Annotated in this window: 15 protein-coding genes; 5 read left to right on the top strand and 10 right to left on the bottom strand. The window is 67.6% G+C overall.

The window, feature by feature from the left end; all coding sequences use genetic code 11:
* From AC3WQY_RS24110 to AC3WQY_RS24120, 3 genes are all read left to right on the top strand, one after another.
* The coding region (locus tag AC3WQY_RS24110) for a sensor histidine kinase (protein WP_492711129.1) at positions 1-1,136 on the top strand (1,136 nt) is incomplete at its 5' end.
* A gap of 2 nt (positions 1,137-1,138) precedes the next feature.
* Complete coding sequence (locus AC3WQY_RS24115; RefSeq protein WP_492711131.1) at positions 1,139-1,954, top strand: LytR/AlgR family response regulator transcription factor; 816 nt, start codon at positions 1,139-1,141, stop codon at positions 1,952-1,954.
* 41 nt (positions 1,955-1,995) lie between these two features.
* On the top strand, positions 1,996-3,804 hold the full coding sequence (locus tag AC3WQY_RS24120; RefSeq protein ID WP_492711133.1) for a glutamine--tRNA ligase/YqeY domain fusion protein: 1,809 nt from the start codon (positions 1,996-1,998) through the stop codon (positions 3,802-3,804).
* A gap of 21 nt (positions 3,805-3,825) precedes the next feature.
* Here the strand turns inward: AC3WQY_RS24120 and AC3WQY_RS24125 are convergent, their stop codons facing one another.
* From AC3WQY_RS24125 to AC3WQY_RS24155, 7 genes are all read right to left on the bottom strand, one after another.
* Positions 3,826-4,056, bottom strand: a complete 231-nt coding sequence (locus tag AC3WQY_RS24125) for a hypothetical protein (RefSeq protein ID WP_285231430.1) — start codon at positions 4,054-4,056, stop codon at positions 3,826-3,828.
* 160 nt (positions 4,057-4,216) lie between these two features.
* Positions 4,217-5,650: an ATP-dependent RNA helicase DbpA gene (gene dbpA / locus AC3WQY_RS24130; protein ID WP_492711135.1), complete on the bottom strand. Its 1,434-nt coding sequence runs from the start codon at positions 5,648-5,650 to the stop codon at positions 4,217-4,219.
* 46 nt (positions 5,651-5,696) lie between these two features.
* Positions 5,697-6,059 carry a translation initiation factor Sui1 gene (locus AC3WQY_RS24135; RefSeq protein ID WP_492711136.1) on the bottom strand — a complete coding sequence of 121 codons (363 nt, stop codon included), beginning with the start codon at positions 6,057-6,059 and terminating at the stop codon, positions 5,697-5,699.
* Positions 6,056-6,997: a tRNA dihydrouridine synthase gene (locus tag AC3WQY_RS24140; RefSeq protein WP_492711138.1), complete on the bottom strand. Its 942-nt coding sequence runs from the start codon at positions 6,995-6,997 to the stop codon at positions 6,056-6,058. The genes AC3WQY_RS24135 and AC3WQY_RS24140 overlap by 4 nt, the downstream gene beginning before the upstream one ends.
* Entirely contained in the window at positions 6,994-7,488 is a 495-nt protein-coding gene (locus AC3WQY_RS24145) for a M48 metallopeptidase family protein (RefSeq protein ID WP_492711140.1), read from the bottom strand. The genes AC3WQY_RS24140 and AC3WQY_RS24145 overlap by 4 nt, the downstream gene beginning before the upstream one ends.
* A gap of 4 nt (positions 7,489-7,492) precedes the next feature.
* Positions 7,493-9,343, bottom strand: a complete 1,851-nt coding sequence (locus tag AC3WQY_RS24150; RefSeq protein WP_492711141.1) for a M3 family metallopeptidase — start codon at positions 9,341-9,343, stop codon at positions 7,493-7,495.
* 75 nt (positions 9,344-9,418) lie between these two features.
* Complete coding sequence (locus tag AC3WQY_RS24155; RefSeq protein ID WP_492711142.1) at positions 9,419-10,486, bottom strand: hypothetical protein; 1,068 nt, start codon at positions 10,484-10,486, stop codon at positions 9,419-9,421.
* Between the two features lie 128 nt (positions 10,487-10,614).
* Here AC3WQY_RS24155 and AC3WQY_RS24160 point away from each other — a divergent pair, with 128 nt between their 5' ends.
* Positions 10,615-10,908, top strand: coding sequence for a 2Fe-2S iron-sulfur cluster-binding protein (locus AC3WQY_RS24160; RefSeq protein ID WP_285231423.1), 294 nt, complete (start codon positions 10,615-10,617; stop codon positions 10,906-10,908).
* 158 nt (positions 10,909-11,066) lie between these two features.
* Complete coding sequence (locus AC3WQY_RS24165) at positions 11,067-11,660, top strand: 1-acyl-sn-glycerol-3-phosphate acyltransferase (RefSeq protein ID WP_492711144.1); 594 nt, start codon at positions 11,067-11,069, stop codon at positions 11,658-11,660.
* A 65-nt stretch (positions 11,661-11,725) separates the two neighbouring features.
* Here AC3WQY_RS24165 and minE read toward each other — a convergent pair whose 3' ends face one another.
* The 3 genes from minE to minC are packed head-to-tail and all read right to left on the bottom strand — an operon-like array spanning position 11,726 to position 13,714.
* Entirely contained in the window at positions 11,726-11,989 is a 264-nt protein-coding gene (minE, locus tag AC3WQY_RS24170; RefSeq protein WP_285231421.1) for a cell division topological specificity factor MinE, read from the bottom strand.
* A gap of 14 nt (positions 11,990-12,003) precedes the next feature.
* On the bottom strand, positions 12,004-12,819 hold the full coding sequence (minD, locus tag AC3WQY_RS24175; RefSeq protein WP_285231420.1) for a septum site-determining protein MinD: 816 nt from the start codon (positions 12,817-12,819) through the stop codon (positions 12,004-12,006).
* A 46-nt stretch (positions 12,820-12,865) separates the two neighbouring features.
* Positions 12,866-13,714 carry a septum site-determining protein MinC gene (gene minC, locus AC3WQY_RS24180; protein WP_285231419.1) on the bottom strand — a complete coding sequence of 283 codons (849 nt, stop codon included), beginning with the start codon at positions 13,712-13,714 and terminating at the stop codon, positions 12,866-12,868.
* Positions 13,715-14,886 lie beyond the last annotated feature (1,172 nt).

Below are 14,886 nucleotides of genomic sequence, written 5' to 3' on the forward strand. Positions count from 1 at the left end.
GCCCCATGCACACCACCCCGCCCCGCTTTGCCGGTCATGCCCACAGCGGCCCGGTCTGCCAGCGGCTGCTCAGGCATGCCGCCCATGCCGCCGCCCTCTGCCTGCTGATCGGCCTGCTGCTGGCGGCGATGTCCGGCTGGCGCCATACCGGCGCCAAGCTGAGCTACTCCTTTGCCATCGGCATGCAATGCTGGCTCTACATCGACGGCGGCCGCGCCCTGATCGCCCAGCTGCTGCACCGCCGCTACCCGGATGACGCCGAATGCGCCAATGGCTGGCCGGGCTGGGCCTGGATGGCCTTCTGCGTGCTGCTGGGCGCGGCGCTGGGCTACACCCTGGGCGTGCTGCTGGGCGACTGGCTGACGGGCCAGCGCTCGATCTACTGGTGGGAGGCCAGCTGGGGCAGCATCGCCAGCACCGCCATGTTCACGCTCACCATGGCCAGCCTCACCACCGGCTACTTCTACACGCGCGGCCGGCTGCTGGCCGCCCAGGCCCAGGCCGAGCAGGCGCGCCGTGTGGCCGCCGAGACCCAGCTCAAGCTGCTGGAAACCCAGCTCGAGCCGCACATGCTGTTCAACACGCTGGCCAATCTGCGCGTGCTGATCGGCCTGGACCCGGCGCGCGCCCAGGCCATGCTGGACCAGCTGATCGCCTTCCTGCGCGCCACCCTCAACGCCTCGCGCAGCGGCAGCCACAGCCTCAAGGACGAGTTCGCGCGCCTCGCCGACTATCTGCAGCTGATGCAGGTGCGCATGGGCGCGCGGCTGCAGCCCGAGCTGAGCCTGCCGGCCGAGCTGCAGGCGCTGCAGATTCCGCCGCTGCTGCTGCAGCCGCTGGTGGAGAACGCCATCAAGCACGGGCTGGAGCCGCATATCGAGGGCGGCCATCTGCGCGTCGCCGCGGCGCTGCAGGGTCAGGTCTTGCTGCTGAGCGTCAGCGACGACGGGGCCGGCCTGAACGCCCAGGGCGCCACCGCGGGCACCCGCTTCGGCCTGCAGCAGGTGCGCGAGCGCCTGCTGGCGCGCTACGGCCAGCAGGCCGGGCTGAGCATCAGCGCCCCGGAGGCCGGCGGCTGCCGGGTCGAGATCAGCATCCCACTTCAAGAGGCGCAAGCCCAATCAACATCTGTATAGGCATGAGCACCATCACGACCGCCCTGATCGCCGAAGACGAGCCGCTGCTGGCCGAGCATTTGCGCGCCGAGCTGGTCGCGCTCTGGCCCGAGCTGGAGATCGTGGCGATGGCCGCCCATGGCCAGGCCGCGGTGGACGCCGCGCTGGCGAAACGGCCGCAGGTCTGCTTCCTGGACATCCGCATGCCGGGCCTGAGCGGCCTGGAGGCGGCCGCCGCCATGGCCGAGGACTGGCCCGAGGGCGCGCCCTTCCCGCTGCTGGTGTTCGTCACCGCCTACGACCAGTACGCGCTGCAGGCCTTCGAGCATGCGGCGGTGGACTATGTGCTCAAGCCGGTACTGCGCGAGCGCCTGACCCAGACGGTGCAGCGCCTGCGCCAGGCCCTGGGTGGCCGAGCGCAGGCGGAGGACACCGCGCCCGCCCTGCACAACGCGGTGGCGCAGCTGCGTGCCTTGCTGGGAACCGGTCTGAGTGCACCCGCCGCCGCCGCGGCACCGCTGCGCCTGCTGCAGGTGAGCGTGGGCAACACCATCCAGATGGTGCCGGTGAGCGAGGTGCTGTATTTCGAGGCGGCCGACAAATACGTGCGCGTCATCACCGCCGGCAAGGAGCATTTGGTGCGCATCTCGCTGCGCGAGCTGCTGCCCCAGCTGGATGCCGGCCTGTTCTGGCAGGTGCACCGCAGCGTGGTGGTGCGCGCCGACGCGATCGCCAAGGCGGTGCGCGACGAGGCCGGCAAGCTCAGCCTGCACCTGCATGGCAGCACCGACCGGCTGGCGGTGAGCCGCATGTACGCCCACCTGTTCAAGGGCCTCTAAAATCGCGGCTGATCCTTTCTCTCTCTTCAGAAGCGCCCTCAATGTCCCTTCCCCACGACGCCAAGCCCAACGCCCCCAGCGACGAAGCGCACAAGCCGCACAACTTTCTGCGCGCCATCATCGAGCGCGACCTGGAGCAGCAGGGCGGGCAGCCTGAGCGTCATTTCGCCGGCACCCCGGGCGACGCGGCCCACCATGCGGCCGGCCCGCTGGACCCGGCCCGGATCCGCACCCGTTTCCCGCCCGAGCCGAACGGCTATCTGCACATCGGCCACGCCAAGAGCATCTGCCTGAACTTCGGCCTGGCGCGCGACTACGGCGGCATCTGCCATCTGCGCTTCGACGACACCAACCCCGAGAAGGAAGAGCAGGAGTATGTGGACGCCATCAAGGAGATGGTGTCCTGGCTGGGCTGGGACTGGAACCAGGGCGGCACCTCCCACCTGTTCTTCGCCAGCGACTACTTCGACTTCATGTACCGCGCGGCCGAATACCTGATCTCGGCCGGCCACGCCTATGTGGACGAGCAGACGCCCGAGCAGATGCGCGCGCATCGCGGCGACTTCACCACCCCGGGCGTGAACAGCCCCTTCCGCGATCTGGGCGTGGCGCACCACCTGCAGCGCTTCCGCGAGATGCGCGATGGCAAGCATGCCGATGGCGCCATGGTCTTGCGCGCCAAGATCGATATGGCCAGCCCCAATATCAATCTGCGCGATCCGGCGCTCTACCGCATCCGCCGCGCCACCCACCACAACACCGGCGACCAGTGGTGCATCTACCCGATGTACACCTTCGCCCACCCGATCGAGGACGCGCTGGAACGCATCAGCCACTCGATCTGCACGCTGGAGTTCGAAGACCAGCGCCCCTTCTACGACTGGCTGCTGGAGCATCTGGCCGAGGGCGGCCTGCTCGCCAAGCCCCTGCCCCGCCAGTACGAATTCGGCCGCCTCAACCTCAGCTATGTGGTGACCTCCAAGCGCAAGCTGCGCCAGCTGGTGGACGAGGGCCATGTGAGCGGCTGGGATGACCCGCGCATGCCCACCCTGGTCGGCATGCGCCGGCGCGGCTACACGCCCGAGAGCATCCGCACCATGGTGGAAGGCACCGGCGTCACCAAGCAGAACGCCTGGCTGGACTATGGCGTGCTGGACGGCTGCCTGCGCGCCGACCTGGAAGGCAAGGCCGCGCGCGCGATGGCGGTGCTGGACCCGGTCAAGCTCAAGCTCAGCAACTACGCCGAGATCTTCGGCAGTCTTGAGCACCGCGAGCCCAGCGGCGCACCCGCGCATCCGCATCTGCCCGAGCTGGGCCAGCGCCAGTTCAGCCTCGGCCCCGAGCTGTGGATCGAGCGCGAGGACTTCATGGAGCAGCCGGCCAAGGGCTACCACCGCCTCTACCCGGGCAACAAGGCACGCCTGAAGGCCGGCTATGTGGTGGAGTGCACGGGTTGCGAGAAGGATGCCGAGGGCCAGATCACGGCCGTGCTGGCGGCCATCGTGCCCGATACCAAGAGCGGCACGCCGGGCGCGGACGCCATCAAGGTCAAGGGCGTGATCACCTGGGTGGGCGTGCACGAGGGCGTGGCCGCCGAGGTGCGGCTGTACGACCGCCTCTTCACCGAGGCCCAGCCGGATGCCGGCGGGCGCGACTTCCTGGAAGTGCTGAACCCGGCCAGCCTGAAGGTGGTGACGGCCTATCTGGAGCCGTCGATGGCCGCGGTGTCAGCCGACACCAAGGTGCAGTTCGAGCGCCACGGCTACTTCGTGGCCGACCGTGTCGACCATCGCGCCGAGCGCCCGGTGTTCAACAAGATCACCGGCCTGCGCGACGGCTGGGGCAAGTGAATTGATTTAAAAAACGTCGACTCAGGCGGTGCAGGCCTGCACCACCGGGTTGGCGTATTCATGGCCCACCACGGCGCGCGCGAACAGATAGTTCTCCAGCGCCTTGTCGCTCAGCGTGTCCAGCAGCACGTCACCGCGCGCATCGCAGGGAAAGGCCAGCGCCTTGCCGGCGTGGAACAGCGACTGGAAACGCAGCTCGAACTGGCCCGGTGAGGGGCCCTCCTGTGCGGTGCTCGGAACGGACTTGTTCATCTCGATTCTCCCAACGACGTCTTGATGATTCACGCCTCCACGCCTCAAGACTAGGCCTTGGATGGGGGGGTGACCATGTGAATAGGTCTCGACTTAACGTCGGATGTTTGCTGGCGGTGGACTAGGAATTGGGCTGACAGCATTAATTCACGCTTGCCCGTCACTCCTCGCCGGCGATCAAGTCTGCCAGGCGCCGCACCTTGACCTTGCGGCCCTTGAGCTTGCCCAGGCTGAGGCGCTTGACCGCCTCTCTTGCAATGCCGCGCGCCACCGCCACATAGGTGTGGAAGTCGGTGACGTTGATCTTGCCGATCTCGGCCGCGGTGAAGCCGGCCTCGCCGGTGAGCGCGCCCAGCACATCGCCGGGGCGGATTTTGTCCTTGCGGCCACCCAGGATCTGCAAGGTGTCCATGGGCGGCAGCAGCGGGCCGCCGGGCGCTACCGTGAGCGTGTCCAGGCCCTGCCAGGGCAAGACCTGGCCCTGGAGTTGCTCGATGCGGCCGATGCGGCCCATCTCGTCCATGCTCACCAGGCTCAGCGCCAGGCCCTCGGCGCCGGCGCGCCCGGTGCGGCCGATGCGGTGCACATGCACCTCGGCGTCGGGCGTCACCTCCACATTGATGACGCATTCCAGCTGGGCGATGTCCAGGCCGCGCGCCGCCACATCGGTGGCCACCAGCACCGAGCAGCTGCGGTTGGCAAACTGGATCAGCACCTGGTCGCGATCGCGCTGTTCGAGATCGCCATGCAGGGCCATCGCCACAAAGCCCTGGGCCTGCAGCACCTCCACCAGATCGCGGCATTGCTGCTTGGTATTGCAGAAGGCGATGGTGCTGGCCGGGCGGTAATGTTGCAGCAGCTGGGCCACCGCATGCAGACGCTGGTTTTCCGTCACTTCGAAGGCGATCTGCCGTATCTGCGCGGGCGACTGCGTGGCCGCGGCGCTGAGCTTCACTTCCAGCGGATCGCGCAGCAGCTGGGCCGCCAGCTTGGCAATGCCTTCCGGGTAGGTGGCCGAGAACAGCAGGGTCTGGCGCTGCTTGGGCGCGCGCTTGGCCACCGCCGCGATGTCGTCGAAGAAGCCCATGTCCAGCATGCGGTCGGCTTCATCGAGCACCAGGGTCTTGAGGCCGCTGAGGTCCAGGGTGTCGCGCTCCAGATGGTCCAGGAGGCGGCCGGGCGTGCCCACCGCGATGTGGCAGCCGAACTGCAGGCTCTCGATCTGCGGCCGCATCGGCGAGCCACCGCACAGCGTCAGCACCTTGATGTTCTCCTCGGCGCGCGCCAGGCGGCGGATCTCCTGCGTCACCTGGTCGGCCAGCTCGCGCGTGGGGCACAGCACCAGGGCCTGCAGGCCCTTGTCGGCGCTGTCCAGCTTGCTGAGCAGGGCCAGGGCGAAGGCGGCGGTCTTGCCGCTGCCGGTCTGGGCCTGGGCGATCAGGTCGCGGCCTTGCAGCGCGGGCGGCAGGCTGGCGGCCTGGATCGGCGTCATCTCGGCATAACCCAGCTGGGCCAGATTGGCCAGCATGGCGCCCGAGAGCGGCAGTTGGGCGAATGCGCGGGGAGCGGCGAGCTTGTCGGGAGAGGCGTGCATCGACGGATTATCCCCGCCGAGGCTGACGGCGATTGGGCATGTGCGCCTAGCCGCCGGATCGCTTGGCGGGCCAGCCCGCCGCGATCAGTTGCTGCAGCACCTTGTCGCAATGGTCGCCCTGGATCTCGATGACCCCGTCCTTGACCGTGCCGCCGCTGCCACAGGCGGCCTTGAGCTGCTTGCCCAGCGCCGTGAGCGCCGCTTCGTCCAGAGGCAGGCCCTTCACCAGGGTCACGCCCTTGCCGGCGCGGCCCTTGGTCTCGCGCGAGACGCGCACCTTGCCGTCGCCCAGCGGCGCCAGCTTCTTGCCGCACACACAGGCGGCGATGGCCTGACGGCAGGCCGGGCACATGCGGCCGGCCTCGGTGGAATAGACCAGGCCTCCGCTGGAAGAAGACTTGGATTTCATGACAGGGCGGGCGCACCGAACAGCGCCACTTGCAGTTCGTCGGGCGCATTGATGGTGCGCACGCGCAGATAGGCCTCCTCGGCCTCGGGATAACGGCGGCGCAGATAGTGCAGCCATTGCTTGAGCCGGCCGGCCTGGTGGCGGGTGGCGATATGAGCGCGCACGATGGCGAAGAAATCCTGCATCAGGGGCAGCAGCTGGGCCCAGGCCAGCGGTGCGGCGTCGGGAGAGCGGATCGCCAGGGCCAGGCCCGGGTCGGCCACCATGCCGCGCCCCAGCATCAGGGCCTCGCAGCCGGATTGGGCCTTGCAGGCCTGGGCATCGGCGGCGGTCCAGACCTCGCCATTCGCCACCACCGGCACATCCACCGCCTCGCGCACCGCGGCGATGCGATCCCAGTAGGCGGGCGGCTTGTAGCCATCGGCCTTGGTGCGGGCATGGATCACCAGCTCGGCCGCGCCGGCGCCCACCATCGCATGGGCGCATTCCAGCGTGCGCGAATCATCCAGATAGCCCAGCCGCATCTTGGCCGAGACCGGCACATGGGCCGGCACGGCGCGCCGCACCGCCGCGACGATGCGCGCGATCAGCTCGGGCTCGTCGAGCAAGATCGCGCCACCGCGGTGCAGGTTCACGCATTTGGCCGGGCAGCCGAAGTTCAGGTCGATGCCCTCGGGGCCCAGCTCGGCCAGGCGCGCCGCATTCTCGGCCATGCAGACGGGGTCGGAGCCCAGCAGCTGCGCGCGCACCGGCACCCCCGCGGGCGTGCGGCCGCCGGCAAGCAGCTCGGGCACGATGCGGGTGAAGACGCGGTTCGGCAGCAGCATATCGGTGATGCGGATGAACTCGGAGACGCAGCGGTCGATGCCACCCACGCGTGTCAGCACGTCGCGCAGCATGTGGTCGAGCAGTCCTTCCATCGGTGCCAACAAGATCATGCCGGCAGCTCCCGATGCGTCAGGTACAGGCGCAGATCGAACTCCAGCTGCCCGTAGCTGGGCTCCATGTGCGAGCACAGCTGGTAGAAGGCCTTGTTGTGGTCCAGCTCCTTCAGATGCGCGAGCTCGTGCACCACGATCATCTTGAGGAACTCGGCCGGCGCTTCGCGGAACAGGCTGGCGATGCGGATCTCGCGCTTGCTCTTGAGCTTGCTGCCCTGCACGCGCGAGGCCCGGGTGTGCGTGCCCAGCGCATGCTGCAGCACCTTGAGCTTGGCGTCGTAGGCGACCTTGCTGACGGGCTCGGCGTTGCGCAGGAAGCGGCTCTTGAGCGCCTGGGTGTAGTCGAACAGCGCGCGGTCGCTCTGCACCTCATGGCCCTGGGCATAGCGGCTGCCCAGGTATTCGCCCAGGCGGCCGCTGGCTATCAGCGTCTGCACCTGGGTGACGAGATGGGCCGGATAGCCGGCCAGGTACTTCAGTGGGCCCATGCCATCAAGGATAGTGCGCGCCCACCCAGGCCTCGAAGCGCTCGCACATGGCCGCCTCGCCGGCGCTGGAATCGGCCAGCAGCTCGGCGCCATGGACCACGCGGATATGGGCCTCCAGCGCCGCCACGCCCTCCCCCTGCGGCCGGGCCGCGGCGGCCGCGATCGACTGCTGGGCCTCTGCCCAGGCTTCGTCCACCGACTTGTTGCACTCATCCGCCAGGTACTGGGCCGAGAAACCCTCGCCCGTCAGGCTGCGCAGGGTGGCGTCGTGATCGATGCTGTTGCCAGGGCGCCAGAAATGCTCGGCCAGGGCCGGGCCGATGGCCGGGTTGTCGGTCAGGTAGCCATGCTGGCGCAGGAAGAAGGCGCGCGTCTGGAACACCGCCATATGGGCCAGCAGATAACCCTGGTACGACGCGGCCGATTCCTGGTTGAGCAGATGCGGGATCGCCAGCATCGGGCGCGGGCTCTCCACGCCCAGCACCTGGATCTCGGTGGCACGCGCCAGCGCCAGCACCGCCGCCGGCGTGAGTGCCTCATCGCTCATCTGGTAGAGCGCCGCCTCGAACTTGGGCACCACGGCGATGGAACGCTCGTCGAAGGCGCGCATGGGCTGGCTGCTGGCGATGCGGGCGTGGATCAGCTCATCGGGAATGGCCTCGCCCGCGGCATTGCGCGCATAGCGCTTGAGCCAGTCGGCGTCGTTCAGCAGGCTGTCGCAGAACATCGACTGGGTCTCGGCATAGGCCATCGAGGTGGGCGCGAATTCCTGCGAGAAGCAGGGCGAGTTCTGCACCACATTGGCAAAGTGCGCGGCATGGCCGCCCTCGTGGAAGAGCGTGTTGATGGCGCGCAGGCCGCTGCCCACCTGGTCGGGCTTGGCCTCGGCGGTGAAGTTGATCTGGCCCGGCACCCATTGGCCCCGCGCATCGACAAAGCTCGGCACGGGGCCGTGGCAGAAACCGTTCTGGTACTTGCCCTTGCGCTCCAGCAGGTCCAGCTGCAGGGTCGCTCCGCGGTATTGGATGCCCAGGCGGCGGAAGCTTTCGACCCAGCGGCGCAGGGCCGGCCCGAAGGGCATGTAGGCGTCCATGCGGCGCACCACATCGCCGGCGCTGGCAAAGCGCAGGTTCCAGGGCCGCAGGGCCGACTCGCCCTGCGCGGCCGCCAGCTGCGCCAGGCTGCGCGCATTGGCCGCGGCGGTGCGAGCCAGGAAGTCGTCCAGGATGGCGTCGAGCTGGGCCGGCGTCATGCGCTCGTTCTTGCGCAGCTTGAGCTCGAAGTAGTTGGGAAAGCCGAGCGCGCGCGCAAAGCGGTTGCGCAGCTTCACCAGCTCCAGGAAACCGTTCTCCAGCACCCATTGCTCGATGCCGCGGAAGGCCTCCAGCGAGCTGCGCCGGCAGTCCTCATCGGGATTGGTGGCCAGGTTGGTGGCCAGCATGCTCAGCGTCGCCACCTCGCTGCGCCCGGGCGCCGCCAGCTGCGTGGGCTGCAGCTCGCGCTTCTTGGCGAACAGCGCCGCCTCGGCGGCGATCAGCTCGGCCATCAGGGCGCGGCCCTCGGCGTTGTCGATGATGTTGGCCTCGAACACCGCCAACCAGCCTTGCAAGCCATGCGCCAGGGCCTGGCGCTCGGCGCTGGCGGGCTGCGCCTGCAGGCGCGCCAGCTGGGCGCGCGTCTCGCTCAGCCGGCCGGCATCGGAGATGAAATCCTTGTACTGCTGCTCGGCGCGGGCAAAGCCGGCGTGGTCATCGCTGGTGGCCATATAGGTGGCCCAGAACAGGTCTTCCTTGGTCTTGTGGACGGCGAGATAGTCCTGGTTCAGCTGGTCGAAATAGGCGCGGATGGCGTCCATGCGGGGCTCGATGGGATGGGTCGACGGGGGCGCAAGCATAGCGCCTGCGCCAAATCCCCGGCCCGCCGGGCGGCTTCAGGGCTCAGCCGGCGGCTGACGCTTGCGCGTCTCGGCGAGGTAATGCTCCTCGATGAATTCCTTCTCCACCACATTGCGGCGCAGCGCATCCTGCAGATCGTCCACGCGCGCCTTGAGCTGCTCGACCTCGGCCTCCAGGCGCGCGCGCGCCTGGTCATGGCCCGGCTCGGCGGCCGATTCGCCGCCATGCTCGGGCGGGTCGGCGGCCAGGATCTCCAGATCGCGGCGCAGCTTCTGGATGGTGCGCTCGGCGTCGGCCAGCTGGTCGCGCTGGGCCTGGGCCTCGCGCTCCAGGCCCAGCAGGGTTTCGCGCGAGGCCTGCTCGGTCTGCGCCTGGGCCGCCGGCGTGGCCTCGCCCGGCCGCAGCGCGGCCTCTTCCAGATCGCGCTGCAGGCGCGCCACATTGCGCTCGGCCTTGTCGGCGCGGGTCTCCATCTGGGCCAGCTTGTCCTGCAGCTGCAGCATATTGGCGCGCGTCTGCTCCAGTTGCTGGCGCGCGCCGCTGAGCTCGACCTGGCTCTGCAGCGATTGGCTGGTGCGCGAACGGAAGGAGTTCAGCACGCGCGCGTTTTCCTCCAGCCGCTCGCGCGCCCCGGCCAGTTCCATCTGCAGATGGCGACGCTGCGCCAGCATGCGATCGACCTCGTTGCGATGGCTGCGCTTGAGCTGATCCAGGCTCTCCTGGTTGAGCTCCTGCACCGTGTCCGGCCAGCGCAGGCGCTGCGCCGGCTCCTGCTCGGCATCGTCACCCTCGCGCCCGCTCCCCTCCAGCAGCAGGCGCAGCAGCTGGGGCAGTTCGCGCAGGGCGTCCAGGTCGGACGCCTGCAGGGCCACGCCGCGCCCCTGCTCCTGGCGCTCGACCATGCGCAGCAACTCGCGCGTGGCGATCTTGGCCTCGCGGCCGGCATCGCGGGTTTCGCGCAGGGCATTGACGATGTGCAGATGGTTGCTCTGCTCGTAGCGCGTCATGCGCCAGTAGGTGCCGATCGAAACCACGCCCACCACGACGTTCGCCACGAACAGCGATACCGCCGCCAAGCCGTCGAGTGAGAGTTCAAGTGCCATGGGCCCTGCGTGAATTGGAATCGGTCGGGCGCCTGCCCTGCTGGCCGGTAGTCTGCCCGCAGGCCGGCGGGGCGATGCGCGAACAAGCGTGGCTTTCCGCCCCCAATCCCCGCGGGCATGATGGCGCCATGCCAGAAAACCGCGCATTCCGCATCCGCCTGCAGGCCGAGCCCGCCATCGAGTTCGAGGGGCAGGCCCAGCACTCGGTGTTGGAGGCGGCCCTGCGCGCCGGCTTCCGGCTCGCCAGCTCCTGCCGCAACGGCACCTGCCGCGCCTGCATGTGCCGGCTGCTCAGTGGCGAGATTGCCTACCGCATCGAATGGCCGGGCTTGAGCCGTGAGGAGAAGCTCGAGGGCTGGATACTGCCCTGCGTGGCCCTGCCGCGCAGCGACCTGGAGCTGGCGCCCGCGCGCAAGACATGACCCCGCCGTCCACAGCGACTGTGGACAAGTCCGTGCACAGCCTGGGTGCGCGACAGCCAAGTGCTTGATTTGAAAGCCACTTTCTTGCCCTGCCTCAGAAAGTGGCAGGGCATGCGGGGCCGGCGCGCGGATAATCCGGGGTTGCCCACGAGATTCCCATGCATCGCACCATCTTCACCACGCCCGTGGTCAACACCCTGCTGCGCGCAGCCTCCATCGCCTATCTGAAGCTCGCCGGCTGGAAGCTCGAGGGCAGCCTGCCCGCGGCGCATGCGCGGTGTGTGCTCATCGCCGCCCCGCACACCAGCAACTGGGACCTGCCCTACACGCTGATGGTGGCCTTTGCGCTGCGCCTGAACATCTACTGGATGGGCAAGCAGCAGATCTTCCGCTTCCCCTTTGGCGGCCTGATGCGCTGGCTGGGCGGCATCGCGGTGAACCGGGAGCAGTCCAGCAATCTGGTGGCGGCCTCGGCGCAGGCGCTGCGCGCGGCCGACGGCCCGCTGCAGCTGGTGGTGCCGCCCGAGGGTACGCGCAGCAAGACGCGCTACTGGAAGACCGGCTTCTACTGGATTGCCGTGACCGCCGAGGTGCCCATCGTGATGGCCTATATGGACTACCCGCGCAAGCTCAGCGGCCTGGGGCCGGTGTTCACGCCCAGCGGCGACGTGGAGGCCGACATGGCCAAGATCAAGCAGTTCTACGCCCCCTTCAAGGGCAAGAACGAGCAGCAGTTCGACGCCAAGCACTGAGGCGGGCCAGACGTGCAAAGGGCCAGGTCTTGCCTGGCCCTTTGCCGCTCTTGAATCGCCAAGCCTCAGCGCCGTGCCGGCTCCGGCAGCTCGATCTTCACCTCCAGCACCTCGAGGTCATCCTGGCGCTCCATGTGCACCTTGATGTCGTCCGGGTTGATGGAGACGTACTTGGAGATCACCGCCACCAGCTCGCGCTGCAGCTGGGGCAGATAGTCGGGGCTGGCGCCGCGACCGCCACGCTCGTGCGCGAGGATCAGCTGCAGGCGCTCCTTGGCCACGCTGGCCGTGCTTTTCTTCTCGCCGAGGAAAAAGGACAGGAATCCCATGCTGTGTCCCTTCCTCACTTGCCGCCGAACAGGCGCTTGAAGAAGCCGGGCTTGACCGCCTCGATGAAGCGCATCGGCTTGTCCTCGCCGAGGAAGCGCGCCACCACGTCGGCATAGGCCTCGGCCACGTCGGTGCCCTTCATGTGGATGGCCGGCAAGCCCTGGTTGGAGGCCTGCAGCACGCTCTCGGACTCGGGGATCACGCCGATCAGCTGGGTGCGCAGGATCTCGTGGATGTCTTCCAGCGACAGCATCTGCCCGCCCTCGACCCGGTTGGGGTTGTAGCGCGTGATCAGCAGATGCTCCTTGACGGGCTCCTTGCCCTCGATGGCGCGCTTGGTCTTGCTGTTGAGCATGCCCAGGATGCGGTCGGAGTCGCGCACCGAGGAGACCTCGGGATTGGTCACCACCAGGGCCTCGTCGGCATAGTGCATGGCCATCAGCGCACCGGTCTCGATGCCGGCCGGCGAGTCGCACACGATGTAGTCGAACTCCATCGCCTTCAGCTCGTCCAGCACGCGTTCCACGCCGGCCTGGTTGAGGGCGTCCTTGTCGCGCGTCTGCGAGGCGGCCAGGATGTAGAGCTTCTCGACCTGCTTGTCCTTGATGAGGGCCTGGGTCAGCTTGATCTCGTCGTTGATGACGTTGATCAGGTCATAGACCACACGGCGCTCGCAGCCCATGATGAGGTCGAGGTTGCGCAGGCCGACGTCGAAGTCGATCACCACGGTCTTGTAGCCGCGCAGGGCCAGGCCGGTTGCAAAGCTCGCGCTGGTGGTGGTCTTGCCGACCCCGCCCTTGCCCGAGGTCACCACGACGATCTTGGTCATCGAATACTTTCCTTTTTTCCAATAGAGCTTGGTCGGGGCGACCAACTCAGAGTTTGAGTGCTTCCATCACCAGCTTCTCGCCGTCCAGGCGCACCTGGGCGGGCTTGCCCAGCACATGCTCGGGCAAGGGGTTTTCGGTCGTCCGGTAAATGCCGGCGATCGCAATCAGCTCGGCCTCCAGGCTGGCGGCAAAGATGCGCGCCTCGGTATTGCCGCGCGCGCCGGCGATGGCCTTGCCACGCAAGGGCGCGTAGACATGGATATTGCCGTCGGCGATCACCTCGGCGCCATGGTTCACCAGCGCCATCACGATCAGATCGGCGCCCTTGGCATAGACCTGCTGGCCCGAACGCAGGGGCTTGTCGATGATGACGGTCTTGGCGGCCTCGCCCGGCACATGCACTTCGCGCACCTGCTCGACCACCACCTCCTTGATGACTTCCTTGATGACCTCGCGCACCGGCTCGGCTGCCGCCGCTTCGTTGCGCAGCGCCGGCGTGGCATCCGCTTCCGCCAGGCCACAGGCCTGCGCCGCCGCCAGTTGCTCGGGGCTGGCACCGCTCACCGCCACCGGCTGCAGGCGATAGCGCTCGAGCAGCGCGACCAAGGCAGCGAAGTCGAGCGCAGCCGCGCCCGCCTCGCTCACCAGGCTCAGCTGACCGTCGTCGCCCACCTGTGCGGCCGGCGCGGCCGCCGGCAGCTGCGACAGGTCGATCAGCAGCGGGTCCTGGTTGAACACCTCGGGCGTGTCGCCGAGCCGGGCCTGCAAGGCCTCGGCCAGGGCCTGCAGATCGCTGCTGCGCAAGACCAGCGACAAGGCGGTCAGCGTGGCGCTCTTGAGCTCGAAGATCTCGGTGCTGCGGTTGCGTGGTTCTTGCCTGGCTGCTTGGCCCATGAATGCGTTGTCGCTCTTTGCAAAGTGGCGGATTTTAGCGGGCGCCGCACGCGCCTCCCTAGGCGTTGGCCCCAAGCCGCGCCGGCGCTTGCCACTTTTGCGGGCAATACAAGCCCCGCCCTTGCCGATCAAGCACTTAGCCCGGCTGTCTGCATGTCACGCACAGACTTGTCCACATCCACGGTGGACAGTTGGCCCGTTTCGGCGCACCGCGCGGGCCGTCCTCAGGGTGCAGGGCGCTTGACTTATCCCCAATCGGTGTTAGGCGGCTTGACGCATTTCGCCTTGCTGCGGCGCAGCTACAGGTTTCCCCTGAGGAACCCGGCCCCGCCGCTAAGTCATTGATTCGTATAGAAATCGGCCCGCTGCATGTTTTTGTGGCAAGCCAAGCCCAGCGGCGATGAATCAAGGGTTTAGCGCGGGCCTGCGCAGCTTCTCCACAAAGTTATCCACAGACCTGGTGGATAGATTTTGGAACACATAAGAATCAATGGCTTAGCGAGCTTCCTTGAGTCCAATATGAGCTTGTGAGCGTAACTGAACTGTCATCCGGGCGGGCCGTCGGCGCGCTGGACAGCGTTGCGTCGGTGCGGCCGGGCCATATTGCGTGCGCATGTTTCGGCCTGGGTCGAAATGAAACAGCCGACGCCCACCGAGGCCGCTTCTTGGGCTTGACTTATCCCCATATGTGAGGCTGCGATGACAAGCCTCTGCGAGCCGACCCAAGCCGCGCGCCGCTTCAAGACAGTTGGCCCAAGCCTTTGATTTTGAAAGCTAAATTTCGCTTCCATCGAGCCAGCCCGGACGGCTTGTGGCACACAGAATCAAGCACTTAGCGCGCCGGACAACATTTTGCTCACAAACTTATCCACAGATTGCATGAATGGGCAAACTGAGCCACCACAATCACTTAGCGAAGAAACTTCACAATCCTGCGGCCCCACGGTGGCAAGCAGGTACATTGGTAACCCCCGGCGCTTGGGCCGGCAGACGCAGGAGCGAGCGCCTTGGCAACACCGAATTACAGCTATGAGAAACGCCAACGCGAGTTGGCCAAGAAGCGCAAGGCCGAAGAGAAGCGCCAGCGCAAATTGCAGGGCAAGGACGAGGGCGGTGCGGATGCACCGGCACAAGACGGCGAGCCCGACGCGCCCGCCGACCCGGCCCCCGCC

Source organism: Roseateles sp. FW301-B2 (genome assembly GCF_058788955.1).

What these genes read in the sequence shown, in the direction of transcription:
- AC3WQY_RS24115 (WP_492711131.1), top strand. Translation starts at nt 1,139, where the DNA reads ATGAGCACCATCACGACCGCCCTGATCGCCGAAGACGAGCCGCTGCTG.
- AC3WQY_RS24120 (WP_492711133.1), top strand. Translation starts at nt 1,996, where the DNA reads ATGTCCCTTCCCCACGACGCCAAGCCCAACGCCCCCAGCGACGAAGCG.
- AC3WQY_RS24125 (WP_285231430.1), bottom strand. Translation starts at nt 4,056, where the DNA reads ATGAACAAGTCCGTTCCGAGCACCGCACAGGAGGGCCCCTCACCGGGC.
- dbpA (WP_492711135.1), bottom strand. Translation starts at nt 5,650, where the DNA reads ATGCACGCCTCTCCCGACAAGCTCGCCGCTCCCCGCGCATTCGCCCAA.
- AC3WQY_RS24135 (WP_492711136.1), bottom strand. Translation starts at nt 6,059, where the DNA reads ATGAAATCCAAGTCTTCTTCCAGCGGAGGCCTGGTCTATTCCACCGAG.
- AC3WQY_RS24140 (WP_492711138.1), bottom strand. Translation starts at nt 6,997, where the DNA reads ATGATCTTGTTGGCACCGATGGAAGGACTGCTCGACCACATGCTGCGC.
- AC3WQY_RS24145 (WP_492711140.1), bottom strand. Translation starts at nt 7,488, where the DNA reads ATGGGCCCACTGAAGTACCTGGCCGGCTATCCGGCCCATCTCGTCACC.
- AC3WQY_RS24150 (WP_492711141.1), bottom strand. Translation starts at nt 9,343, where the DNA reads ATGGACGCCATCCGCGCCTATTTCGACCAGCTGAACCAGGACTATCTC.
- AC3WQY_RS24155 (WP_492711142.1), bottom strand. Translation starts at nt 10,486, where the DNA reads ATGGCACTTGAACTCTCACTCGACGGCTTGGCGGCGGTATCGCTGTTC.
- AC3WQY_RS24160 (WP_285231423.1), top strand. Translation starts at nt 10,615, where the DNA reads ATGCCAGAAAACCGCGCATTCCGCATCCGCCTGCAGGCCGAGCCCGCC.
- AC3WQY_RS24165 (WP_492711144.1), top strand. Translation starts at nt 11,067, where the DNA reads ATGCATCGCACCATCTTCACCACGCCCGTGGTCAACACCCTGCTGCGC.
- minE (WP_285231421.1), bottom strand. Translation starts at nt 11,989, where the DNA reads ATGGGATTCCTGTCCTTTTTCCTCGGCGAGAAGAAAAGCACGGCCAGC.
- minD (WP_285231420.1), bottom strand. Translation starts at nt 12,819, where the DNA reads ATGACCAAGATCGTCGTGGTGACCTCGGGCAAGGGCGGGGTCGGCAAG.
- minC (WP_285231419.1), bottom strand. Translation starts at nt 13,714, where the DNA reads ATGGGCCAAGCAGCCAGGCAAGAACCACGCAACCGCAGCACCGAGATC.